We start from the raw sequence: 21391 nt of genomic DNA, 5'->3' as shown, positions 1-21391 counted from the left end.
CGGGCTGTCCGGGGCCCTGCGCCGATGACCCGTTCGGGGCCGTCATGTCCGCCGCCGTCCTCCGGTCCTAGGGGGAGAGAAAGTCGTTGCGAAGGCGAGGGGACTGTTGACTCGGATGTACGCAGGTGAAACCAGCCCGCAGGTCGGCGGGGCTCTCCCGGTGCTCGGACGGTGCGGGGGAGGACTCTCGTGAGCAGTGAAAGCATCCCGGCGCCGTGGGCGGGCGTCCCGGCGGGCGCGCCGGGTGACTCCGGCAGGAGACACGCGTGGGTGGGCTGGCTGGCCGCCGCGTGCTGCGCCGCGATCGTCGTGACGATGATCGTCTTCCAGGAACGCTACCGCGTGGGGGAGACGTGGCTCGCCAGTGAGGTCGTGAGCGGTGTGCTGGGCCAGCACACCTTCCCGCTGCCCGGCCGTCCCGTCATGTACTTCCAGACCTCGGCGTCGCCGGGGATCATGGGCATCATCGTCTCGCTCGCGTGCAGCAGCGTGCTGCTGGTGGCCCCGCTGTTCGCGATCTCCGGCGCGATGTTCCTGTCCACCGCCCGCTCCCGGGGCCGCGTCGTGCTCGCGACGCTGGTCGCGTTCGTCATCATCGCCGTCGCCAACAACATCCGGCTCACGCTGATCGTCGCGCTCGCCGGGAGGTTCGGCAAGACCGGGCTCGACTGGGGGCACGTGCTGATCGGCTCGCTCGTGATGCTCGCCGCGGGCGGTGCCGCGATCCTCGTCTACCTCCGGATCATGACCGGCCACCGGCCCCGCCGCAGGCGCAAGGAGGAGGCGGTCGAGGGATGAGCCTCCTCGAGGTCTCGATCAGCCTGTCGTTCTTCCTCGGCCTGATCTTCCTCGCGTACGTGTGCATCCTGGTGCGCGGGTTCCTCAAGGCCAAGCCGGAACGCCCTGGCGACCCCGGGGCGCTGGACTGGCACTTCATCATCCCGTGCCGGGACGAACAGGCCGTCATCGGCGGCACGCTGGACTACCTGGAGACCACGTTCCCCGAGGCGCACCTGTGGGTCATCGACGACGCCTCCACCGACGGCACCGCCCGCATCGTCGCCGGGCACGCCGAGCGCAACGCCAACGTCCACCTGCTCACGCGGCGGCTGCCGGACGCCCGGCTCGGCAAGGGCGCCGCGCTGAACCACGGGTACCGGGAGATCAGCGACCACGTCGGGGACACCGGGGCGCGGGCGAAGACGATCGTCGCGGTGGTGGACGCCGACGGCAGGCCGTCGCCGAACATGCTCCAGCTGTGCGCCGGACCGGACGCGTTCGAGGACGAGACGGTCGGCGCGGTGCAGGTCGAGGTCCGCATGGTCAACCGCGACGTGGCACGCCCACTGCCCGGCAAGGGGCCGCTGGCGAACAGGTTCGCCGCGATGCTCGCCCGCATGCAGGACATCGAGTTCCGCGGGCCCATCTCGGCCATGCAGATCACGCGCCGCAAGACCGGCACCGTGAACATGGGCGGCAACGGGCAGCTCAACCGGCTGACCGCGCTCGACTCCATCGCGGGCGAGAAGCGGGAGCCGTGGGGCAACGCGCTGCTGGAGGACTTCGAACTCGGGCTGCGGCTGATGCTCGCGGGCTGGAAAACGGCCTACAGCCGCAGTTCCTGGGTCGACCAGGAGGCACTGTGGACGGTGCAGCCGCTGGTGGTGCAGCGGACGCGGTGGGCGCAGGGCTCGATGCAGTGCTTCCGCTACCTGCCCAGGGTCTGGGGCTCGCCGTGCTTCTCCACCGCGGGCTTCCTGGAGATCCTCTACTTCATGCTGCGCCCGTGGGTGCAGGTGATCGGTTCGGTCGTGTACGTCATCCCGCTCGCGGTGTTCGCGTTCAACGCGGCGGCCTACCGCGACTTCATGCAGGGCTTCCTGCTCAACGGCGGGCTGCTGCTGATGTTCGCCTACGCGATCGTCGGCATCGGGGAGTTCGCGATCTGGGGCTGGTTCTACCGGTCCCGCTGCGAACCCGGGGTGAGCCGGCGCTCGGCCCTCTACTACGGGCTCGCGGTGGCGGTGTACTCGGTGCTCAACTACGTGATCGCCTGGCGGGCCTTCGGGCGGTTCGTCACCGGGCGGGGCAGCTGGAAGAAGACGCGGAGGAACAGCGAACTGGCCGGGGCGCAGCAGCCGGCCGTCGCGGAGGCGGTGGCGAAATGAAGCGGTCCGGAAAGGTGCGGCGCGGCTTCGTCCGCGGCGCCTGGGGAAGTCTGCTGGTGGTCGTGACGCTGGGCGGGGTCGCCCTCGCGGCGGCCGGGTTCATCCAGAGCCCGCCCGGCCTCGGCGCGGGGCCCCTGCTGACCAAGTGGGAGGTGGGCTCGTGCCACGAGCTCGACGAGGCGGTCGAGACGTCGTGGGCGTTCCTGACCGACACCAAGCCGTCCGTGCGCTGCGACGCCGAGCACACCACCGAGACCTACCAGGTGGTGGAGCTGACCGGTGAGCTGGCGGCGGCGAAGGAACGGCCGAGCCCGGTCCTGCTGCAGAAGGAGGGACCGCCCCTGTGCCAGGGCGATGCCCTGAACGCCTACGTCGGCGCGGACGACCGCGACGCGGTGCGGGACCTGACGACGGTGACGTTCTTCCCGACCTCGGAGGAGTGGAACGCCGGTGAGCGCCGCATGCGGTGCGACGTGATGAGTGTCCCTCGTGGACAGTTGTCGCCGGTCGCGGTGTCGTTCCCGTTCAAGGACGCCATGAAGACGAAGGAGGGCTCGCGCTTCCGCACGTGCCGCCTGGACGCCAACGAGGTGACGTGCGCGGTGCCGCACAACCGCGAGCTGGTCAACCCGTGGCTGCTGTTCGGCACGGACCAGATCGAGAAGGGCAGGGACTTCATGGTCGGCGTCGCGCAGCGGTTGTGCGGCCCCGAGGCCGAGGCCTACCTCGGTGCCCCGCTGAAGTCGCGGCCGGACCTCACTGTCGTGGTCGAGGTACCGGGTGACCCGTCGATCCGGCAGGACAGCAGGGTGGGCCGGTGCTGGCTGGCGCCGTCCGACCCGAAGGCGACCCTCGACGTCAGCGTGCGCTCGTACGCGAAGGGGGAGGGGGCGTGACCGTCGCGAAACTCGCCGCGCCGCTCGGGGCCGGGCGGCGCGCGTGGGGCTGGCTCGCCGAGCCGGGACGCCGGATCCCGGTCGTGTCCGCCACGATGGGTCTGCTGTGGACCGTGATCATGCTGTGCCGGCTGTTCGTCGGCGGCGCGGTCGGGCTCGCGGACAACTTCGACGGCCACCGCCTGATGTGCCAGCTGCAGGTCGCCTCGGTGCCGAACGGGCACGACGTGTGGGCGTACCTGAACCCGGTGTACGACACGCACGTCTGGTACGGCGAGGCGTGCAGCGCCGGTGGCACCGGGGAGCCGTACTACAGCAGCGAGTGGTACTTCCTGTGGCTGGCGAAGCTCCTGACGCCGCTGTTCGGTTACCACCACGCGCTCGACCTGCGGATGCTCGGGATCGTGGTGTCGGTGTTCTTCGGCGTCGCGATCGGGCTGATCTGCGCCGCGCTCCCGCTGCCGGTGTGGGTGCGGGTGCTGGTGGTGTCGCTGATCGGGCTGTTCACGGCCGACTCGGCGATCGCGCCGTACTTCATCTCGCCGCTGAGCGAGCCCGCCGCGATCATCGGGATGCTGTTCATCATCGCGGCCCTGCTGCGGCTGCTGCGCCGGAACTACGCCACGGTGTCCGACCTGCTGCTGGTGTCCGCCGCGGTGCTGTGGACGGTGGTGGCGAAGACGCAGACGATCACGATGTTCGCCGGGGTGCTGCCGGCGATGCTGATCCGGCCGGTGCGCTTTCCCTTGCTGGCCAAGGTGTTCCGGCGTCGGCGGGAACCGGAGATGGGGCCGGAGCCGCGGCCGCGGCTGGCGCGCCGCCTAGTCGTCGGCGGGCTGCGCCGCACGCCGGCGTTCGCGATCTGCGGGCTGCTGGTGTTCGGCTGCCTCCAGTTCTCGGCGTCGCAGTCGCGGTGGCTCACCGAGATCTACTACTTCCACCAGGTGTTCGAGACGATCCTGCCGCTGGGCTCCGACCCGGAGCAGGACCTGAAGGACCTCGGCGTCGACGAAAGCCTCGCGAAGTACAACGGCGAGTCGATCCTGGCCCTGTCCGGGCCCGGTGAAGTGCCGCAGGGCTACCGCGAGTTCCTCGACACCATGAGCATGGGCAAGATCGTCGAGTTCTACGCCACGCACCCGGGGCGGATCTTCGCGGTGCTGGACAAGGGGCTCGACGCGGTGACCGAGGCCAGGCCCGGCTACCTGGGCAACTACCTGCCGGACAGCGGCGAGCCCGCCTACGCGCACGAGAACCGCGTGTTCGTCGGGGAGGCGTTGTTCACGCTGTTCCGGCCGTTGCGGTGGGTGGTGTTCCCGGTGCTGTGGCTGGGTTCGCTGGCGCTCGGGCTGTGGCTGGCCTTCCACCGCAGGCTCGGGGCGTCGGGGCGCGGCATCGGCTGGGTGCTCGCGGCGATGTCGCTGAACACCATGGCGCAGCTGGCGTCCGTGCTGCTGTCCGACGGGATGAACGACATCGTCAAGCATTCGGTCTTCGTGGTCTACAGCACCTACCTGCTGTTCCCGCTGCTCGTCGCCGCGCTCGGGGCGCTGGACAAGATCGGCAGGCCCGACCAGTTCCTGCCGGACCAGCGGCTGCCCAACACGGGGGTGCCGTGGCCGTGGCAGCGCAAGCGCCTGCGCCGGGAGGAGCGGATCCGGCAGGAGGCGAGACGGGCCGCGGAGCGGGAACGGGAGCTGGAGCCGGTGTGATGAGAACTGCGAACCGTGTGCGGCTGGGGTGGCGGCCGAGGCTCTACGGGGCGCTCGGCTCCACGTTCGTGACGATCGGGCTGGTCCTGCTGCTGTTCGGGGTGTACCACCTGTACGTGGTGCCCGCGAAGACCGACCGGGAGCAGCACGCGCTGGAGCAGGAGCTGGACCGGCAGTGGGACCAGCCCGATCCGGCCGGGTTGCCCGCCCCGGTCGTGGGCAACCCGTGGGAAACCGGGGCGCCACCGAACGGGAAACCGTTGGTGCGCCTGACGATCCCGCGGCTGAACCTGCACTGGGTGGTGGTCGAGGGCGTGACGCTGGCGGACCTGCGCCGCGGCCCCGGCCACTACCCGGGCACCGCGTACCCGGGGCAGCTGGGCAACTTCGCGGTGGCCGGGCACCGCGCACCCCGCGTGTTCTGGGACCTGGACCAGGTCGCGGCGGGGGATCCGGTGTACGTGCAGGCGGGGTCCACTGTGTACACGTACACGGTGACGGGCACGGAGATCGTGCGGCCCAGCGACGTCGACGTGATCGCGCCGGTGCCGGACAACCCCGCCGCGCAGCCGGTGAAACAGGTGCTGACGTTGACGACGTGCAACCCGAAGTGGGCGAGCTACCAGCGCCTCATCGTGCACGCCGACCTGACCGGCGTGCGCACCGTGCCACCGGACACCGTGGTGGGCTGACCGTTTCCGGCAGGACCGGACCAATCCGGACGAAACCGGCCGCGTCACCCGGATGCCGGATGTGCCCCGGTGGACGTGCGGGCATGCTCGGTCTCGCCGATTTTCGGGCGATGACCGGGGGAAGATCATGACAGCACGCAGTGCGCGGACGACACCGGTGCGGCGCCTCGCCGTCGTGGGGGTGACGGCGATCGCCGCCGCGGGGTTCTCGCTGCCGCCGCCGTAGTGTCCACATCGGACGGGGCGCTTCCCGTCGCGGGGGAACCGCGGCGGGAAGCGCCCATCCACACCGCGCGGTCGGCTCGTCACTCGCCGTTCAGCGGCCGCCGGTCGCCGAGCCTGCGGACGATCTTCTCCGAGATCGTCCGCAGAGCCCGCAGCTCGTCGGCGTCGAGGGCGTCGTAGACCACCTCGCGGACGTGTTCGACGTGCGCGGGCGCGGCCTCCCGCAGGTGGCTGTACCCGGCCTCGGTGAGGATCGCGTGCATGTAGCGGCCGTCGGCCGGGTCCGGCTCGCGGCGCACGAAGCCGCGCTTCTCGAGCCTGCCGACGAGGTGCGAAAGCCGGGACTGCTCCGAGTTCACCAGCACCGCCAGGTCGCACATGCGCATCCGGTGGTCTGCCTGATCGGACAGACCCGCCAGCACGTAGTACTCCAGGTAGCTCAGCTGGGCGTCCCGCTGGAGCTGCCTGCCCATAGCGTGGGGCAGCTCGTTGAGCAGGAGCGTGAACCACTGCCAGGTCTTCAGTTCGCCCGCGTCCAGCCAGCGGGGCCCGGCGGAGGAGGGGGAACGTGACATGCGCCCAGTTTAGCACCGCCACTTGAACGTTCATATCAACCGCGCTAGGTTGCGTATGAACGTTCATACGAAAGGACCGGCAGAACCATGAGCGACCTCAAGATCGCGATCATCCTCGGCAGCACCCGCCCCGGCCGCAACGGCAAGGCCGTCGCCGACTGGGTGCTGGAGAAGGCCAAGGGGCGCAGCGACGCCGACTACGAGCTCGTCGACCTGGCGGACTTCCCGCTGCCGCACCTCGACGAGGCGATCCCGCCCTCCCTGGGCCAGTACGCCAACGAGCACACCAAGGCGTGGGCCGAGAAGATCGCCTCCTACGACGGCTTCATCTTCGTCACCCCCGAGTACAACCACTCGACCTCGGGCGTGCTGAAGAACGCCATCGACTACCTCTACGGCGAGTGGAACAACAAGGCCGCCGCGTTCGTGTCCTACGGCGCGCTCGGCGGCGCCAGGGCGATCGAGCACCTGCGGGCCATCGCCAGCGAGCTGCAGCTCGCGCACGTGCGCCAGCAGCTGTCGTTCTCCCTGTACACCGACTTCGAGAACTTCTCGGCGTTCAAGCCGGGCCCGCAGCACGACGAGGCGGCCGGCGTGCTGTTCGACCAGCTGGAGTCCTGGTCCCGCGCGCTGAAGACCGTCCGCGCCTGAGCGTCAGGACAGGGTGAGCAGCCGCGCCGGGTTGTGCCGCAGCATCTCGCCGACCGCGTCCTCGCCGACGCGGCGGGTGAGGCGCGGCAGGAACCGGCGCGGCAGGTAGTCGAGGCCGGGCAGCCCGCCGTAGGCCCGGTAGCGGCCGCGGCGGGCGACGTCCCCGCCCAGCAGGATTCTCGGCGTGTGCCCGGCGGTGACGAGTTGTTCGAGGTCGTCGAGGATCGCCGAGTCCGGCGCCTCGCGGTGCCGGGCCATACCGTCGAACCCGAGGTAGGCCCCGACTGCCGCGAGCTCGGCGTGCAGGCCGGGGTCGAGGTTGCGGTCCACGTGCGCCAGCACCACGCGGTGTGCTGGAACCCCTTGCGCGGCAAGGAGTTCCAGCACCTCGAACGCCGCCGAGCAGTACTCCAGGTGCACCATCACGGGCACGCCCGTCGCCGCCGCGGTTTCACCGACGGCGGCCAGCACGCGCTGCTCGAACGGTGAGATCCGCCAGTAGCCGACGCCCGCCTTCACCATGCCCGCCCGCACCGGCTCGCCATCCGGACCGGTGGCGACCGGGCCGCGGGCGGGGGAGTCCTCGGCGGGCAGGCCTTCGGTGACGTCAGCGGTGAAGCGGGCGGTGAGGTCGTCCGCGTCCCGGAGCCAGTGCCCGGCGGGGTAGTGCTCCTCGCGGTGCGCGCCCGTCACGTGCACGACCTGGAGTCCGGTCGCGCGGCTGATCCGCGCGACCGCGGCCGGGTTCCGGCCCAGCCCCGTCGGCGTCGCCTCGACCATCGCCGAGATCCCCGCGGTGACAAGGGAAAGCGCTTCCTCGCCGCTCGCGGTCTCGTCGTCCAGCTCGTCCCCGGTGAGCAGCGGGCTCACCTGGAACAGGTGCTCGTGGTAGTCGGCCGGCCCGAACCCGGCGGCGGGCACGTCGCCGAGCACGGTCCGGATCATAGCGTCTCGAACCACGGCTCGAGCCGCCGGTAGGCGTCCATGAAGATCTCGTACTCCCGCGCGTAACGCTGGTGCGCGGCGGAATCCGGGCGTTCCTCCGCACGGTTCTCGGCGAACCGCCGTGCCACGTCGAAGGAGCCGAACACACCCGCGCCGACCCCGCCGACGATCGCCGCGCCGAGCGACGTGGCCTCGTCCGCCAGTTCCCGCCGCCGCACCGGCACGCCCCACACGTCGGCGAAGATCCGCAGCAGCACGCCCGCGTTCGCCGCCCCGCCGATCGCGTCCACGTGGTCGATGCTCGCGCCGTTCTCGGTGAACGCCCGCAGCCCGGTGTAGAGGTTGAAGGCCACGCCTTCGAGCACCGCGCGCGTGAGGTGCGCGGGACCGTGGTGCCGGGCCAGCCCGGCGAACACCGCGCGCGCCTTGGGGTTCCAGTACGGCGAGCGCTCGCCGAGCAGGTGCGGCAGGAAGTACAGCCCGTCCTCGCTCGCGGTGACCTCCGCGGCGCCGCCCAGCAGTCGGGAGTACCGCTGGTCGTCGCCGGGCGCGAGCGTGGACACGATCCACTCCAGCGACGCGCCGCCCGCCTGCATCGTGGCGGTGGGCACGAAGCGGCCGGGGATGACGTGGTTGAACGTCATCGTGCGCATCCGCGGGTCGTGCAGCGGCGCGTCGGCCGCGAGCGAAACCCACGACGACGAGCCGAGGTAGGCGTAGGCGCCGCTCGCCGCGTCGAGCACGCCCGCGCCCAGCGCCGCCATCGGACCGTCGCCACCCCCGAGCACCACGGGCGTGCCCTCGCGCAGCCCGGTCTCCCGCGCCGCTTCGGCGCTCACCTTCCCGACGACGGTGGTCGACGGGAGGATCTCGGGGAACAACGCCCGGTCGAGCCCGGCGGCGTCGAGCAGCTCACCGGACCAGTCCTCTGTGGACTGGTCGTAGGCGTTGGTGCTGCTGGCATCCGACGGGTCGGTAGCGAGCACACCGGTCAGCCGGTGCACCACGTAGTCCTTCGCCAGCACGACGTGCCGCGTCCGCGCGAACGCCTCCGGCTCCCGGTCCCGCACCCACATCACCTTCGACAGGGAGTAGGTGGGGTTGAGCCGGTGCCCCGTGATCGAGTACCCCTTCTCCATCCCGACGCGCTCGACGAGCTGCGCGGTCTGGTCCACCGACCGCGTGTCCGCCCAGATGATGGCGGGCCGCACCGGGCGGCCGTCGTCGCCGAGCAGCACCGCGCCCATCATCTGCCCGGAGAACGAGATGCCCTCGACCCGGTCCAGCGCCGCCGGGTGCTGCGCGACGAGCCGGCGCGTCGCCGCGCAGACCGCGGCCCACCACGCGTCGGCGTCCTGCTCGGCCTTGCCGCGCGGGCCGAAGTCGGTGCCGTAGGTCTCCGTCACGGCGGCGAGCACGGTGCCGGTCTCGTCGACGAGGGTCGCCTTGTCGCCGGTGGTCCCGAGGTCGTGGGAGATGATCATCGCAGGGAGAACCCCCCGTCGACGAGCAGGTCGGTGCCGCAGCAGAACGAGGCCTCGTCGCTGAGCAGGTACTCGATCGCGGACGTGATCTCACGCAGCTCGCCGAAGCGCCCGAGCACCGTCTCGGCCTTCCACTGCTCGTGCATGTGCTTCTTGAGCGCGTTGAGCGGGGTGTCGACGTAGCCGGGGGAGACCGCGTTGACGCGGACGCCGCGCGGCCCCCACTCGACCGCCAGCGAGCGGGTCAGCGCGCTGACCCCGGCCTTGGTCGTGTTGTAGACCGACTGCTTCTGCGGGTGGTTGACGATCGCGGTGCCGGACATCGACGCGACGTTGACGATGGCGCCGCCGCCGCGCTGCAGCAGCTCGCGGCCGAACTCGCGGCACGTCAGGAACACGCCGCGCAGGTTGACGCCCATCACCGCGTCGTAGAGGTCCATCGGCATGTCCTCGGCGGCGACGTCGTCCTCGACGATGCCCGCGCACGTCACGAGGTCGACCGGCGTGGGGTCCTGCGCGTACAGGGCGCGGACGACCTCGACCACGGACTCCTCGGAGCGCAGGTCCACCCGCGCCCCCTCGACGCCTTCCGGCAGCCGGTCGAGGCCGTCGCGGTCGAGCCCGTGCACGCGGGCGCCCTGGTCGCGCAGCGACTGGCACAGCGCGCTGCCGATCCCGCCTGCGGCGCCGGTGACGGCGATGCGGCGGCCGGAAAATCGCTCGGTCATCTTCCCCTCTTCGCGGACGCGGGCGAGTACGGCCCGTCACCACCGAGAGAAGAGGGCCGCACCGCCGGGTTCTGTAGTTTCGCTAGCTTATCTCACGCTGCGCAAGGTCCTATTAGGCCATCCGAGTGACGTGAGCCACGGCGGAGTCGGAAGGGGCTAGGCGATCGGCGGATCGATGTGTAGTTTCACTACAACTTGATTGGCACGAGGAGGTGCGCATGAGTAGTGCCGACCGGCCACCGGGGTCACCCCGGGTGGTGTTCTCGGCCCGCGGGGTCGGCCGGAGGTATCCGGGGGTCCGGGCACTGGAGGGCCTCGACCTCGACGGGTACGCGGGCGAAGTGCTCGCGGTCTGCGGGGCCAACGGCGCGGGCAAGTCCACCTTCGCCCGGCTGCTCGCCGGCCAGGAAGCCCCGGACGACGGCGAGATCCGGGTGGAAGGGCACGACGGCCCCGTCACCGGTCCCGCCGACGCCGAACGCGCCGGCATCCTCCTGATGCACCAGGAACCCCTGGTCGTCGACGACTTCTCGCTCGCGGAAAACGTGTGGCTGTACCGGCTCCGCGCGGGCAGCGACGTCCGGCCGTGGAAGCTCGCGCGCCGCGGGGACGACCCGGAGACGCGGCGGATCCTGGGCGACGTCGGGCTCGGCGACCTCGACCCGCGCATGCCCGCCCGGCAGCTCGCGCCCGGGCAACGGCAGATGCTCGCGTTGTCCCGCGCCACCGTCACGCCGCACCGCGTGCTGATCCTCGACGAGACCACCGCGTCCACCTCCGAGGAGCACTTCAAGGAGATCGAGCGCATGGTCGCGGCGGAGCGCGCCGCGGGCACCGCGGTGGTGTTCGTGTCGCACCGGATGCCGGAGGTCTTCGCGCTCGCGGACCGGATCGCCGTGCTGCGCAACGGAAACCTCGTCGACGTCGTCCGCGCCGCCGAGACGGACGCCGGGCACGTCACGACGATGATGATCGGCGAGGCCGTCACCGCGCTGGACCGCCCGCCCGCGTTGCCGGAGACCGCGGGGCCGCCCGCGCTCACCGTGCGCGGCCTGTCCGCCGGCTCGGCGCGCGACGTGTCGTTCGACGTCGCCAAGGGCGAGGTCGTGGGCGTCTACGGACTGGTCGGCAGCGGCCGTTCCTCCGTCGCGCGCTCGGTTTCCGGGCAGCAGCGGGCGCTCGCCGGGGAGGTGTCGCTCGACGGCAACCCCGTCGTGCTGCGCTCGCCTGGCGAGGCTTTGCGACGCGGCGTCGTGTACCTGACAGAGGACCGCAGGCGCGAAGGCTTCGTCGCGGACTTCACCAACGGGGAGAACCTCACACTGTCCACATTGGGCAGTTCCTCCCGGCTCGGCGTGCTGCGACGGCGTCGCGAGCGCGCTCGGGTCACCGAGCTGATCAAGCGGTTCCAGATCAAGGGCGGGCCGGACGTGCTCACCAGCACGCTCTCCGGCGGGAACCAGCAGAAGGTGTGCCTGGCCAAGTGGCTCGAGGCCGACCCCGAGGTGGTCGTGCTGGACGAGCCGACGAAGGGCATCGACGTCGGTGCCCGGCTCAACATCTACCGGATCATCCACGACCTGTGCCGCCAGGGCCGGGCCGTGCTCGTGGTCACGAGCGAGGCCGAGGAGGCGCTGATGCTGTGCCACCGCGTGCTCGTCCTGCGCGACGGCCAGGTGGCGGCCGAGTTCGACACGGCCGACGCGACGACGGACGACCTGATCAGGACGGCTTTGGGAGGAGAGGCGGCGTGACCGCTGTGGAAGAAACGCTGGAGACGGGCGCTGGCAGCGAAGCCCGGTCGTTCTGGCGCGGACGGGGTGGGGGCTGGCTGCGCCAGCAGTACCCGCTGCTGATCCTGATCGCGCTGCTGGTGATCGCATCGCTCGCGAGCGACGCGTTCCTCACCACCCGCAACCTGCAGAACCTCGTGCTGCAGATCTCGGTCACCGGCATCGTCGCGCTGGCGCAGCTGCTCGTCGTGATCTCCGGGGGGATCGACATCAGCGTCGGCTCCGTGCTGGGCCTGGCTTGTGTGCTCTCCGCAGGGCTCTTCGGCGGGTCGTCGGCGCTCGTCGGACTGCTCGTGGCGCTCGTCGTCGGCATGGTGCTCGGCGCGGTGAACGGGTTCCTCGTCGCCTTCCGCGGGCTGGAGCCGTTCATCGTGACGCTCGGCATGCTCGCGCTCGCCCGCGGGCTCGTCTACGCCTACACCGAGGGCAGCCCGCTGACCCCCGCCGCGTCCGGCTTCACGGTCGCGGGCACGACGACCATCGCCGGTGTCCCGCTGCTGGGCATCATCTGGGTGCTCGTCGCGATCGGGCTCGCGTTCCTGTTGCGCCGCACGGTGTTCGGGCGCCGCGTGTTCGCCGTCGGCAGCCGGGTGGAGGCCGCGCAGGCCTCCGGCATCCCGGTGCGCGGCACGCTCGTCGCCGTCTACGTCATCGCCGGGCTGCTCGTCGGGCTCGGCGGCTTCCTGCTCGTGTCCCGCGTCGGCGCGGCGACGCCCACCGCGGGCAACCTGTTCGAGCTGGACGCGATCGCGGCCGTCGTCATCGGCGGCGCGCGCCTCAACGGCGGGCAGGGCCGCGTCGTCGGCACCGTGATCGGTACCGCCATCTTCGGTGTCATCTCCAACCTGCTGGTCCTGCTCAACGTCTCGACGTTCCTGCAGGACGCCTTCCGCGGCGCGCTCATCCTGCTCGCCGTCGGGCTCGCCACCATCGGCCGCGGGCGCTCCGCGCGCGGCCACTGACCCATCCACTGTGGACAATGGAGTTCTCGTCATGCGCAAAACCCGTGTGCTCGCCGCACTCGTCGCCGGTGCGACGCTGACGCTCGCCGCCTGCGGCACCGTCGGCTCCAGCGGCGGTTCGGCGGCCGCCCCCAAGCCCGCCAACGAGGTCACGATCGGCTTCGCCGCGCGCCAGATGGACGCGCCGTACTACGTGGCGATGCAGTCGGTGGCCGAGCAGAAGTCCAAGGACAAGGGCTTCAAGCTGCTGTTCCAGAACGCCAACGGCGACCCCGTCACGCAGATCAACCAGGTCCAGACGATGCTGTCGCAGGGCGCGGACGTCATCGTGGTCGACGCCATCAGCCCGGAGACCGAGCGGGCGCAACTGACCCAGGTCGCCGGCCAGGTGCCGCTGCTGTTCGTCGACACCGGCATTCCGGACGTCGGTGTCACGTCGATCCAGTCGGACAACCACGAGATCGGCCGCCTGTCCGGGCTGCTCACCGCGAAGCGCATCGGCAGCGGCAAGACCATCCAGGTCGGCGTGCTCAACGGCGGCCCGAACGACGAGATCGTCGGCCCGGCGCGGCAGAGCGGCTTCCTGGAGGGGCTGCAGCAGGGCGGCGTCACGGCGCAGGTCGTCGCGTCCGCCAGCGGCACCTACACCCAGGAACAGGCCGTGCCCGCGACCGAGTCGATGCTCGCCGCGAACCCCGGCATCGGCCTGATGCTGGCGCTCAACGACTCGATGGCGCTGGGTGCCCTGCAGGTGCTGCGCAACCAGGGCAACACCAAGGTGCTCGTCGCCGCGTCGGCGGACGGTCAGAAGGAGGCGCTCGCCGAGATCGCCAAGGGCTGTGACAGCCAGTACGTCTCGACGGGCCTGAACTCGCCGAACCTGGCCGCGGACGCCGCGTTCGACGCCGCCATCGGCATCGCGACCGGCTCGGTGGACCCGAAGACGCTGCCCAAGACGCAGAACACCCGCGCCGAGGGCATCAACTGCGAGAACGTGTCCCAGTTCTACGACCCGAAGAGCATCTTCTGATGCCGGACGATCCGGGCGCGGTGGCCCGGGTGCGCGTGCACCCGGGCGGCACCGTGGCGCTGGAACGGGTGCCCCGCCCGGTGCCCGGGCCCGGCGAGGTCCTGGTCCGGCCGGTGTTCGTGGGGATCTGCGGCAGTGACACGCACGCGGTGGCGGGGGAGCACCCGTTCATCGACCTGCCGTACGCGCCGGGGCACGAGGCCGTCGGTGTCGTCGGGGAGACCGGACCGGACGTGACCGGGCTGCGGCCCGGTGACCGGGTCGTGCTCGAACCCGGGCTCGCGTGCGGCCGGTGCCGCCGCTGTGTGGAGGGCCGCTACAACATCTGCGCCGAGCTGGCGGTCTTCGGCTGCCAGACGGACGGCGCGATGGGCGAGTACTTCACGGTGGCCGCTGACCGGCTGCACGTGCTGCCCGCCGACGTGCCGGACCTGGCCGCCGCGCTCGTCGAACCGCTCGCCACCCCGGTGCACGCGGTGCGCCGGGCGGGCGTGGGCGGGGGCAGCCGGGTCGTCGTGCTCGGCGCCGGGCCGATCGGCCTGCTGGTGGTGGCCGCCGCGCGGGCGGCCGGGGCGGCGGAGATCGCGGTGACCGATCCGATGCCCGCCAAGCGGGAGCGGGCGCTGCGGCTGGGCGCGGATACCGCGGTGGCACCGGAGGAAGCGCTTTCCGGGGACGTCGACGTGGTCTTCGACTGCGTCGCGGTCGAAGCCACCGCGCGGCAGGGGATCGGGCTGCTGGTCAAGGGCGGCACGTACGTCGTCGTCGGCGTGCCCGCGGGGCCGGTCACCGTGCCGCTGCACCTGGTGCAGGACAGGGAGATCACGGTGCTGGGCAGCCTCATGTACGTCCGTGAGGACGTCGAGGAGGCACTGCGCCTGGTGCGCACGGTGCCCGCCGACGAGCTGGTGAGCGGGATCTTCCCGCTGGAGCGGGCCGCGGAGGCGTTCGCCGCGGCCCGTGATCCGGAGCAGGTGAAGGTCCTGGTCCAGGTGTCCGGGCCCGCCGCGGTGTAGCGGCACTACCGCCACCCCGCCGAGTGGAGCTTCCTCTGCTTCGGCGCGCTCGGAAACCGGCGGAGGGGACACGTGTGCCCAGCGTCGTGTAGCAGAACTACAAGAAAGGTGTTGTGATGACGGAACCCCGTTCGGTCCCCGAACCGGGCGCGCTCGTCGTGGGAGTCGGCGGCTCGCTCGCGGGGCGCACGTCCGGGTACGAGAAGCGGCTCGGCGACATGGGCGGCGTCTACCGGGACCAGGCCGCGTACGAGGCGCTGCTCGCCGAGCTGGGCGGAGACCACGTCGTGTACCGCGTGGAGGAGCACCGGTGCGCCGAAGGACCCGGCGCGCTGACGATCGGCACGTCGACACTGCTGCCCGGACGGGTGGGCGAGGAGTTCGCGGTCACCCGCGGACACCTGCACGCCGTGCCCGACCGGGCCGAGCTGTACCACTGCCTGAGCGGGCACGGGTTGCTGCTGCTGGAAACCCTCGACGGGCGCAGCGAAGCCTACGAGCTGGCGCCCGGCCGGGCCGTGCACGTGCCGGGGCACTGGGTGCACCGCAGCGTCAACACCGGTGACGAACCGCTCGTGACGTTGTTCTGCTACAACACCGACGCCGGTCAGGACTACGGCCTCATCGAACGGGCCGGCGGGATGAAGTCGCTCGTCGTGGCCGACGGGGACGGCTGGACGTTGCGGCCCAACCCGGATCACCGCGGCTACCCGGTGGAGGTGGTCGCGTGAGCGTCCTCGCGGACCTGGGCGCGCTGCGCGTGGTGCCCGTCGTGGAGATCGAGGACGCCGATGCGGCCGTGCCGCTCGCCCGCGCGCTCGTCGCGGGCGGGCTGCCCGTCATGGAGGTGACCTACCGGACGAGCGCGGCGCGGGCCGCGATCGAGCGGGTGGCCGCCGAGGTGCCGGAACTGCTGGTGGGAGCGGGCACGCTGCTCACCCCCGCGAACGTCGCCGACGCCGCGGAAGCCGGGGCGCGCTTCGGAGTTTCACCGGGCTGCGGAGGCGGCGTCCTCGCGGCGGCGCGCGAGGCGGGCCTGCCGTTCGTCCCCGGTGCAGTGACTCCCGCGGAGATCATGGACTGCCTCGCCGCGGGCTACGACGTGGTGAAGTTCTTCCCCGCCGCGGCCTACGGCGGGCTGGGCACGCTCCGGTCGCTCGCCGGGCCGTTCGCCGCCGCGGGCGTGCGGTTCGTGCCCACCGGCGGTGTCTCCCCGGACAACCTCGCCGAGTACCTGGCCCTGCCCGCGGTGCTCGCCGTGGGCGGGACGTGGGTGGCGCCGCGCGCGGACATCAGCGCGGGGAAGTGGGACGAGATCGCCGCGCGGGCCCGCACGGCGGTGAAACTGGTGGAGGCCGCGTCATGACCGTCGAACTGCCGGAGCCGGCGCAGCGCCCCACGCTGTACTTTATCGGCGTCACCACGAAAAGCTCCTCGATCCGCACGGTGTTCCCGCGCTGGGCCGAGCACCTCGGGCTCGACGCGGTGCTGGAGGGGATCGACCTGCCGGTGCACGCGCCCGCCGCGGACTACCGCCGGGTCGTGGAGTTCCTCGCCGCCGACGAACTGGGCCGCGGCGCGCTGGTCACCACGCACAAACTCGACCTGTTCGCCGCGTGCGGCGACCTGTTCACCCGCGTGGACCCGCTGGCGGAGCTGATGCACGAGACCAGCTGTCTGTCCAAACCGGACGGCGGGGTGGTGGCGCACGCCAAGGACCCCATCTCCTCGGGGCTCGCGGTCGACGCGATCCTGCCCGCCGGGTACTGGGAGAACACGGGGGCGGACGCGTTCGTGATGGGCGCGGGCGGTTCGGCGATCGCGATCACGTGGTACCTCAGCAGGCCGGGCAAGGACCGGCCGCGCCGCATCGTGGTGTCCGACCGCGACCCCGCGCGGCTCGAAGCGCTCCTGCGCGTGCACGCGGACGCGGGAACGGACCTGGAGATCGAGACCGTCATCGTGCCCGCGCCCAGCGACAACGACCGCGTGCTGGCGGACCTCGCGCCCGGTTCGTTCGTCGTCAACGCGACCGGTCTGGGCAAGGACGCGCCGGGTTCGCCGTTGACCGGCAAGGCGGTCTTCCCCGCGGACGCGGTCGCGTGGGACCTCAACTACCGCGGCGAACTGGTGTTCCTGGACCAGGCGCGGGCGGCGGGGCACGTGCGCGTGCACGACGGCTGGGTGTACTTCCTGCACGGCTGGACGCAGGTGATCGCCGAGGTGTTCGGCATCGGCATCGCCACGGAGGGGCAGGAGTTCGAGGCGTTGAGCGAGCTGGCGTCGGGGGCGCGGCGATGAAGATCCTCGTGACGCCCCGGTCGCTGACGAAGGCGGGGCTCGACGGCGTGCCGGAGCTGGCGCCGCTGACCGAGGCCGGGTACGAGCTGGTGCCCGGTCCGGCGGGGCGGCTGCCCGCGGAGGAGGACCTGCTGGGCCTCGTGCCCGGCTGCGACGGCTGGCTCGCCGGGGTCGAACGCATCACCGACCGGGTGCTGGCCGCGGCGCCGGAGCTGAAGGTGATCAGCCGCAACGGCGCGGGCACGGACGCGATCGATCTGGACGCGGCTCGTGCGCGAGGGGTGCGCGTCGAGCGTGCCGCCGGGGCGAACGCGCAGGGGGTGGCCGAGCTGACGCTCGCGCTCACGCTGTGCGCGCTGCGGGACGTGCCGTGGTCGGCGGCGTCGGTGCGGGCCGGGGGCTGGAGTCGTAGGCAGGGCAGGGAACTCGCCGACGTGACGGTGGGCGTCGTGGGGCTGGGGGAGATCGGGCGGCGCGTGGCGTCGGCGTTCCGCGCACTCGGCGCGCGCGTGCTCGGGTACGATCCGTTCGTGTCCACTTCGGACGCTGTTTCGCTGGACGAGCTCTTCGGTCGCAGCGATGTCGTCACGCTGCACTGCCCGCCGCCGTCCGACGGAAAGCCTTTGGTGACAGCGGATCTGCTGGACCTGGCGCCACGCGGCGCGGTGCTGGTCAACACGGCCCGGTCGGTCTTGGTGGACGACGATGCGGTGCATGCCGCGTTGGAGGGGGAGCGGCTGAGCGCGTACGCCGTGGATGCTTTCGACACCGAGCCGCCCGAGCTGACCCCGTTGCTGCGACACGAAAGGGTCCTCGCGACGCCCCACATCGGAGGCTACACGGACGCCAGCATCCGCCGCGCGACGGCGGCTGCGGTGGCGAATTTGCTGGCTGTGCTGGGAGGTGTGGCGTGAAGGCGGTGGTGTATGACGCGCCGTGGTCGTGCGGGGTCACGAGTGTGCGGTGCGCGACGGATCTGCTGGCTGTTCTGGGAGGTGCCGTGTGAAGGCGGTGGTGTATGACGCGCCGCGGTCGTACCGGGTCACGAGTGTGCCGGACCCGGAACCGGGGCCGGACGAGGTGTTGCTGCGGGTCCTGATGGCCGGGTTGTGCGGTACCGATCTGCACCTGCACGAGGGTGAGTTCGGGCCTCGCTATCCGCTGACACCCGGGCACGAGATCGTCGGCGAGGTGGTGCGCACCGGTGAGGCCGTGACCGGGTTGCGGCCGGGGCAGCGGGTGGTGCTGGACAACACTTCCCGGTGCGGGGACTGTGCCCCGTGCCGGCGGGGGATGGGACACTTCTGCGCGAACCTGCGGGCGCAGGGCGTGACGGAGCCGGGCGGGTTCGCCGAGTACCTGACGGCGCGGGAGGCGAACTGCTTCGCCGCCGACGACCTGCCGGTGGAAGTGGCCGTGTTCGCGGAGCCGCTCGCGTGTGTCGTGCGGGGGCTGGACCGGATAGCGCTTTCCCCGGCGTCGGACGTGGTGATCTTCGGTGCGGGCCCGACGGGGTTGCTGCTGGCGCAGCTGGCCGCGCACTCGGGCGCGGGCCGCGTCACCGTGGCGGCGCCAACCCCGTCGAAACTGGCGAAGGCGGCGGAGTTCGGCGTGGACCACACGATGCGCCTGGACCGTGCCGATCCGTCATCGGGCATTGCGGCGTTGCGTTCGCTGGCACCGGACGGCTTCGACGTGGTGATCGACGCGACCGGCGCGGTTTCCGTGCTGGCCTCGGCTTTCGGCTTGGCACGCGACGGCGGCACCATTGTCGTGTACGGCATGGCGCCCGAGTCGGCACGCTGGCCGGTGCCGGCGTACGAGGTGTTCCGCCGCGAGCTGACGATCCTCGGTTCGTTCGCGCAACTGCACGGAATCGAGCCGGCACTGCGCCTGCTGCGCACGGGCCGCGTACGCACCGATGGCCTGATCACGCACCGCTTCGCCTTGGACGAATACCCGCAAGCGCTTGCGGCGGCGGGGGAAAGTGGTTGTTTGAAGGCCGTGCTGGTGCCGTAACGGTGGGTCGGGGCGAGGTGTGGTTCGTGCGGGGGTGGGTTTGTGCGGGGGTGGGCTTGTGCGGGCGTGGGTTTGGGCGGGGGTGAGGTTTGTGCTGAGGTGGGGTTTGTGCGGGTGGGGCGAGCTCCGGCCTGGAGCATTCTCCTCGCCTCGCAGTGTTCGCCCCGCCGCACCGCAGAAAGCGCTTCCCCAAGCGGCTGGCCGTGAGGAAAGCGCTTCCCCGCCCCGCTCCAGGCACGCCTGATAGCGAAAGCGCTTTCTCGACCAATCCTCTGGCCGCTCCCGGCCGCACGTCGCCGGAAAGCGCTTCCTCGCCCCCAATCAGCCGCTCTCGCCTCAGAAAGCGCCTTTTCGCCCGCGCCCAACTGCTTCGCGTCGCGGAAAGCGGCTCCTCGCCTCAGAAAGCGCCTCCCCGTGTCAGAAAACGCTTTCCCGACTCGGAAAGCGCTTCCCCGGCCCACGCCCAACTGCTCGCCATCTGAGAAAGGGCTTTCCCGCCGCGCGGAAAGCGCTTCCCCGCTGAGCCCCGACCGCCCCCAACCAGCCGCGACTGCCCCAACCTCACTCCACCCGGGGCGAAACCGCCTTCCGTGCCCCCGTGCGCATCGCCGTCAGCTCCTCCTTCATCCGCTGCAGGCGCGCCAGGTGCTCCGGCGGGCGGCGCAGCGCCACGCCCGTCGCGAGCACGTCGATCACCACCAGTGCGGCGAGGCGGCTCAGCGTCGGCGTGTAAAAATCCGTGTCCTCGAAGGTTTTCACCACCAGCGGCACGTCCGCCAGCTCCGCGAGCGGGCTCTGCTCACCGGTGATCCCGATGACGCGCGCCCCCTGCTCCTGCGCCACCGCCGCCACGTCGAGCACGCTCTGCGTCCGCCCGGTGTTGGACAGCGCCACGAACACCGTCCCCGGCCCCGCCATCGACGCGGCGATGAACTGCTGGTGCGCATCGACGGGCGCGCTGCACGGCACGCCGAACAGCGGGAACTTCTGCTGCGCGTCCTGGGCGACGATCGACGACGCGCCGAACCCGGCGAACACGATCTCGCCCGCGCCCGCCAGCAGCTCCACCGCCTCCTCGATGCGCTCGGTCTCCAGCGCCCGCCGCGCCCGGTCGAGGCTGCTGATCGACTGGTCGAACACCTTGCCGATGAGGGTGGGCACGGACTCACCCGGCTCGATCGCGCTGTGCGTCGCCGGCAGGCCGAGCGCGACGGTCTGCGCCAGTTCCAGCTTGAACGCCTGGAACCCCCGCGCCCCCATCGCCGTGCAGAACCGCATCACCGTCGGCTCGCTGACCCCCGCGCGCTCCGCCAGCGCCGCCATGCTCAGGTGCACCACGTCGCCGGGGGAGGCGAGCACCGCCTCCGCGACCTTGCGCTCGCTGCGGCGCAACTCACCCATGCGCGTCGCGATCGCCTCCAGCAGCGGCACCCTGCTGTCCTGCGGCCCCTCGTCCGGCTGGTTCACCTTCCGCCCCATCCCCCGCTCGTCGAGCGGATGTAGTGAGACTACCGGAATCAGACGCTGCGCAGCACCGACACGACGGTACCCAGCACGACGGCCCGGTCACCGTCGATGACCTCGTAGGCCGGGTTCCGCGGTTCGAGGTAGACGTGCCCGTTGCGGCGCCGGTACACCTTCACCGTGGCCTCCTCGTCGATCATCGCGGCGACGATCTGCCCCGAGTGGGCCTCGGACTGCCGCCGCACCACCACGATGTCGCCGTCGCAGATCGCGGCGTCCACCATCGAGTCACCACGCACGCGCAGCGCGAACACCGTGCCGCGGCCGGTCAGCTCCCTCGGCAGCGACAGGACGTCGTCGACGTGCTCCTCCGCCGTGATCGGGACACCCGCGGCGATGTCGCCGACGACCGGCACCGGCACGGAGTCCACATCGGACGACCGCTGTCCCGGTTCCCCCAGGAACATCCGCACGTCGATCGGCCGCGCCATGCTGCTGCTCCGCCGCAGGAAACCCTTTTCCTCCAGGCTCGCCAGGTGCTTCGACACCGAGGAGGTGGACCGCAGGCCGACCGCGTCCCCGAGCTCCCTCGTGCTCGGCGGGTAGCCGTACCGCACCACCCAGTCCCGGATCGTCGCGAGGATCCGCTGCTGCCGCGGCGGCAGGCTGGAGGCGTCCAGGAACTCGGCGAGGTCGTCGTAGGTGGTCACCCGACGGATCGTAGAGCCTC

Annotated in this window: 21 protein-coding genes; 15 read left to right on the top strand and 6 right to left on the bottom strand. The window is 71.5% G+C overall.

Annotation, left to right across the window (positions count from 1 at the left end; all coding sequences use genetic code 11):
• The first annotated feature begins 189 nt into the window (after window positions 1-189).
• The 5 genes from BMZ92_RS09610 to BMZ92_RS09590 are packed head-to-tail and all read left to right on the top strand — an operon-like array spanning window position 190 to window position 5468.
• Window positions 190-798 (top strand): exosortase/archaeosortase family protein, encoded by a 609-nt coding sequence (locus BMZ92_RS09610; RefSeq protein WP_143249835.1) that lies wholly within the window; start codon window positions 190-192, stop codon window positions 796-798.
• Window positions 795-2168 carry an XrtP-associated glycosyltransferase gene (locus tag BMZ92_RS09605; protein ID WP_091505410.1) on the top strand — a complete coding sequence of 458 codons (1374 nt, stop codon included), beginning with the start codon at window positions 795-797 and terminating at the stop codon, window positions 2166-2168. Before BMZ92_RS09610 ends, BMZ92_RS09605 begins: the two co-directional genes overlap by 4 nt.
• Window positions 2165-3064, top strand: coding sequence for a septum formation family protein (locus BMZ92_RS09600; RefSeq protein ID WP_091505409.1), 900 nt, complete (start codon window positions 2165-2167; stop codon window positions 3062-3064). Before BMZ92_RS09605 ends, BMZ92_RS09600 begins: the two co-directional genes overlap by 4 nt.
• Window positions 3061-4776, top strand: coding sequence for a glycan biosynthesis hexose transferase WsfD (gene wsfD / locus BMZ92_RS37310; RefSeq protein ID WP_091505408.1), 1716 nt, complete (start codon window positions 3061-3063; stop codon window positions 4774-4776). Before BMZ92_RS09600 ends, wsfD begins: the two co-directional genes overlap by 4 nt.
• Entirely contained in the window at window positions 4776-5468 is a 693-nt protein-coding gene (locus tag BMZ92_RS09590; RefSeq protein ID WP_091505407.1) for a class E sortase, read from the top strand. Before wsfD ends, BMZ92_RS09590 begins: the two co-directional genes overlap by 1 nt.
• A gap of 305 nt (window positions 5469-5773) precedes the next feature.
• Here the strand turns inward: BMZ92_RS09590 and BMZ92_RS09585 are convergent, their stop codons facing one another.
• The gene (locus tag BMZ92_RS09585) at window positions 5774-6268 is read right to left on the bottom strand and encodes a MarR family winged helix-turn-helix transcriptional regulator (RefSeq protein WP_091505406.1); all 495 of its coding nucleotides are present in this window, start codon (window positions 6266-6268) and stop codon (window positions 5774-5776) included.
• Between the two features lie 87 nt (window positions 6269-6355).
• Here BMZ92_RS09585 and BMZ92_RS09580 point away from each other — a divergent pair, with 87 nt between their 5' ends.
• A complete protein-coding gene (locus BMZ92_RS09580; RefSeq protein WP_091505405.1) occupies window positions 6356-6919 on the top strand; it encodes an NADPH-dependent FMN reductase in 564 nt (187 codons plus the stop codon).
• Window positions 6920-6922: 3 nt separating this feature from the next.
• Here BMZ92_RS09580 and BMZ92_RS09575 read toward each other — a convergent pair whose 3' ends face one another.
• The 3 genes from BMZ92_RS09575 to BMZ92_RS09565 are packed head-to-tail and all read right to left on the bottom strand — an operon-like array spanning window position 6923 to window position 10076.
• The gene (locus BMZ92_RS09575; protein ID WP_091505404.1) at window positions 6923-7864 is read right to left on the bottom strand and encodes a phosphotriesterase family protein; all 942 of its coding nucleotides are present in this window, start codon (window positions 7862-7864) and stop codon (window positions 6923-6925) included.
• A complete protein-coding gene (gene xylB, locus BMZ92_RS09570; RefSeq protein ID WP_091505403.1) occupies window positions 7861-9348 on the bottom strand; it encodes a xylulokinase in 1488 nt (495 codons plus the stop codon). The genes BMZ92_RS09575 and xylB overlap by 4 nt, the downstream gene beginning before the upstream one ends.
• On the bottom strand, window positions 9345-10076 hold the full coding sequence (locus BMZ92_RS09565; RefSeq protein WP_091505402.1) for an SDR family NAD(P)-dependent oxidoreductase: 732 nt from the start codon (window positions 10074-10076) through the stop codon (window positions 9345-9347). The genes xylB and BMZ92_RS09565 overlap by 4 nt, the downstream gene beginning before the upstream one ends.
• Window positions 10077-10294: 218 nt before the next feature.
• Between BMZ92_RS09565 and BMZ92_RS09560 the strand changes: the two genes are divergently transcribed.
• From BMZ92_RS09560 to BMZ92_RS09520, 9 genes are all read left to right on the top strand, one after another.
• Window positions 10295-11830, top strand: a complete 1536-nt coding sequence (locus tag BMZ92_RS09560; RefSeq protein ID WP_091505401.1) for a sugar ABC transporter ATP-binding protein — start codon at window positions 10295-10297, stop codon at window positions 11828-11830.
• Entirely contained in the window at window positions 11827-12831 is a 1005-nt protein-coding gene (locus BMZ92_RS09555) for an ABC transporter permease (RefSeq protein ID WP_218153429.1), read from the top strand. The genes BMZ92_RS09560 and BMZ92_RS09555 overlap by 4 nt, the downstream gene beginning before the upstream one ends.
• A gap of 31 nt (window positions 12832-12862) precedes the next feature.
• The gene (locus tag BMZ92_RS09550) at window positions 12863-13861 is read left to right on the top strand and encodes a substrate-binding domain-containing protein (protein WP_091505400.1); all 999 of its coding nucleotides are present in this window, start codon (window positions 12863-12865) and stop codon (window positions 13859-13861) included.
• Complete coding sequence (locus tag BMZ92_RS09545; RefSeq protein ID WP_091505399.1) at window positions 13861-14877, top strand: zinc-dependent alcohol dehydrogenase; 1017 nt, start codon at window positions 13861-13863, stop codon at window positions 14875-14877. The genes BMZ92_RS09550 and BMZ92_RS09545 overlap by 1 nt, the downstream gene beginning before the upstream one ends.
• A 116-nt stretch (window positions 14878-14993) precedes the next feature.
• Entirely contained in the window at window positions 14994-15608 is a 615-nt protein-coding gene (locus BMZ92_RS09540; RefSeq protein ID WP_091505398.1) for a glucose-6-phosphate isomerase family protein, read from the top strand.
• A complete protein-coding gene (gene eda / locus BMZ92_RS09535; protein ID WP_091505397.1) occupies window positions 15605-16243 on the top strand; it encodes a bifunctional 4-hydroxy-2-oxoglutarate aldolase/2-dehydro-3-deoxy-phosphogluconate aldolase in 639 nt (212 codons plus the stop codon). Before BMZ92_RS09540 ends, eda begins: the two co-directional genes overlap by 4 nt.
• On the top strand, window positions 16240-17178 hold the full coding sequence (locus BMZ92_RS09530; protein ID WP_091505396.1) for a shikimate dehydrogenase family protein: 939 nt from the start codon (window positions 16240-16242) through the stop codon (window positions 17176-17178). Before eda ends, BMZ92_RS09530 begins: the two co-directional genes overlap by 4 nt.
• Window positions 17175-18092, top strand: a complete 918-nt coding sequence (locus BMZ92_RS09525) for an NAD(P)-dependent oxidoreductase (RefSeq protein ID WP_091505395.1) — start codon at window positions 17175-17177, stop codon at window positions 18090-18092. Before BMZ92_RS09530 ends, BMZ92_RS09525 begins: the two co-directional genes overlap by 4 nt.
• Before the next feature lie 88 nt (window positions 18093-18180).
• Window positions 18181-19197, top strand: a complete 1017-nt coding sequence (locus BMZ92_RS09520; protein ID WP_091505394.1) for a zinc-dependent alcohol dehydrogenase family protein — start codon at window positions 18181-18183, stop codon at window positions 19195-19197.
• A gap of 561 nt (window positions 19198-19758) precedes the next feature.
• Here the strand turns inward: BMZ92_RS09520 and BMZ92_RS09515 are convergent.
• On the bottom strand, window positions 19759-20676 hold the full coding sequence (locus tag BMZ92_RS09515) for an SIS domain-containing protein (protein WP_091505393.1): 918 nt from the start codon (window positions 20674-20676) through the stop codon (window positions 19759-19761).
• Between the two features lie 38 nt (window positions 20677-20714).
• Window positions 20715-21371 carry a transcriptional repressor LexA gene (gene lexA / locus BMZ92_RS09510; RefSeq protein WP_091505392.1) on the bottom strand — a complete coding sequence of 219 codons (657 nt, stop codon included), beginning with the start codon at window positions 21369-21371 and terminating at the stop codon, window positions 20715-20717.
• Window positions 21372-21391: the final 20 nt, after the last annotated feature.

It is taken from the genome of Amycolatopsis sacchari (genome assembly GCF_900114035.1).
Lineage (GTDB): Bacteria > Actinomycetota > Actinomycetes > Mycobacteriales > Pseudonocardiaceae > Amycolatopsis_E > Amycolatopsis_E sacchari.
Note: the sequence above shows the minus strand (reverse complement) of the source record. Positions and strands in the feature narration are given on the sequence as shown.

Excerpts from the sequence above, each read along its gene's own strand:
- BMZ92_RS09605 (WP_091505410.1), top strand. The coding sequence starts at position 795 with ATGAGCCTCCTCGAGGTCTCGATCAGCCTGTCGTTCTTCCTCGGCCTG.
- BMZ92_RS09600 (WP_091505409.1), top strand. The coding sequence starts at position 2,165 with ATGAAGCGGTCCGGAAAGGTGCGGCGCGGCTTCGTCCGCGGCGCCTGG.
- BMZ92_RS09590 (WP_091505407.1), top strand. The coding sequence starts at position 4,776 with ATGAGAACTGCGAACCGTGTGCGGCTGGGGTGGCGGCCGAGGCTCTAC.
- BMZ92_RS09585 (WP_091505406.1), bottom strand. The coding sequence starts at position 6,268 with ATGTCACGTTCCCCCTCCTCCGCCGGGCCCCGCTGGCTGGACGCGGGC.
- BMZ92_RS09580 (WP_091505405.1), top strand. The coding sequence starts at position 6,356 with ATGAGCGACCTCAAGATCGCGATCATCCTCGGCAGCACCCGCCCCGGC.
- BMZ92_RS09575 (WP_091505404.1), bottom strand. The coding sequence starts at position 7,864 with ATGATCCGGACCGTGCTCGGCGACGTGCCCGCCGCCGGGTTCGGGCCG.
- xylB (WP_091505403.1), bottom strand. The coding sequence starts at position 9,348 with ATGATCATCTCCCACGACCTCGGGACCACCGGCGACAAGGCGACCCTC.
- BMZ92_RS09565 (WP_091505402.1), bottom strand. The coding sequence starts at position 10,076 with ATGACCGAGCGATTTTCCGGCCGCCGCATCGCCGTCACCGGCGCCGCA.
- BMZ92_RS09560 (WP_091505401.1), top strand. The coding sequence starts at position 10,295 with ATGAGTAGTGCCGACCGGCCACCGGGGTCACCCCGGGTGGTGTTCTCG.
- BMZ92_RS09550 (WP_091505400.1), top strand. The coding sequence starts at position 12,863 with ATGCGCAAAACCCGTGTGCTCGCCGCACTCGTCGCCGGTGCGACGCTG.
- BMZ92_RS09545 (WP_091505399.1), top strand. The coding sequence starts at position 13,861 with ATGCCGGACGATCCGGGCGCGGTGGCCCGGGTGCGCGTGCACCCGGGC.
- BMZ92_RS09540 (WP_091505398.1), top strand. The coding sequence starts at position 14,994 with ATGACGGAACCCCGTTCGGTCCCCGAACCGGGCGCGCTCGTCGTGGGA.
- BMZ92_RS09530 (WP_091505396.1), top strand. The coding sequence starts at position 16,240 with ATGACCGTCGAACTGCCGGAGCCGGCGCAGCGCCCCACGCTGTACTTT.
- BMZ92_RS09525 (WP_091505395.1), top strand. The coding sequence starts at position 17,175 with ATGAAGATCCTCGTGACGCCCCGGTCGCTGACGAAGGCGGGGCTCGAC.
- BMZ92_RS09515 (WP_091505393.1), bottom strand. The coding sequence starts at position 20,676 with ATGGGGCGGAAGGTGAACCAGCCGGACGAGGGGCCGCAGGACAGCAGG.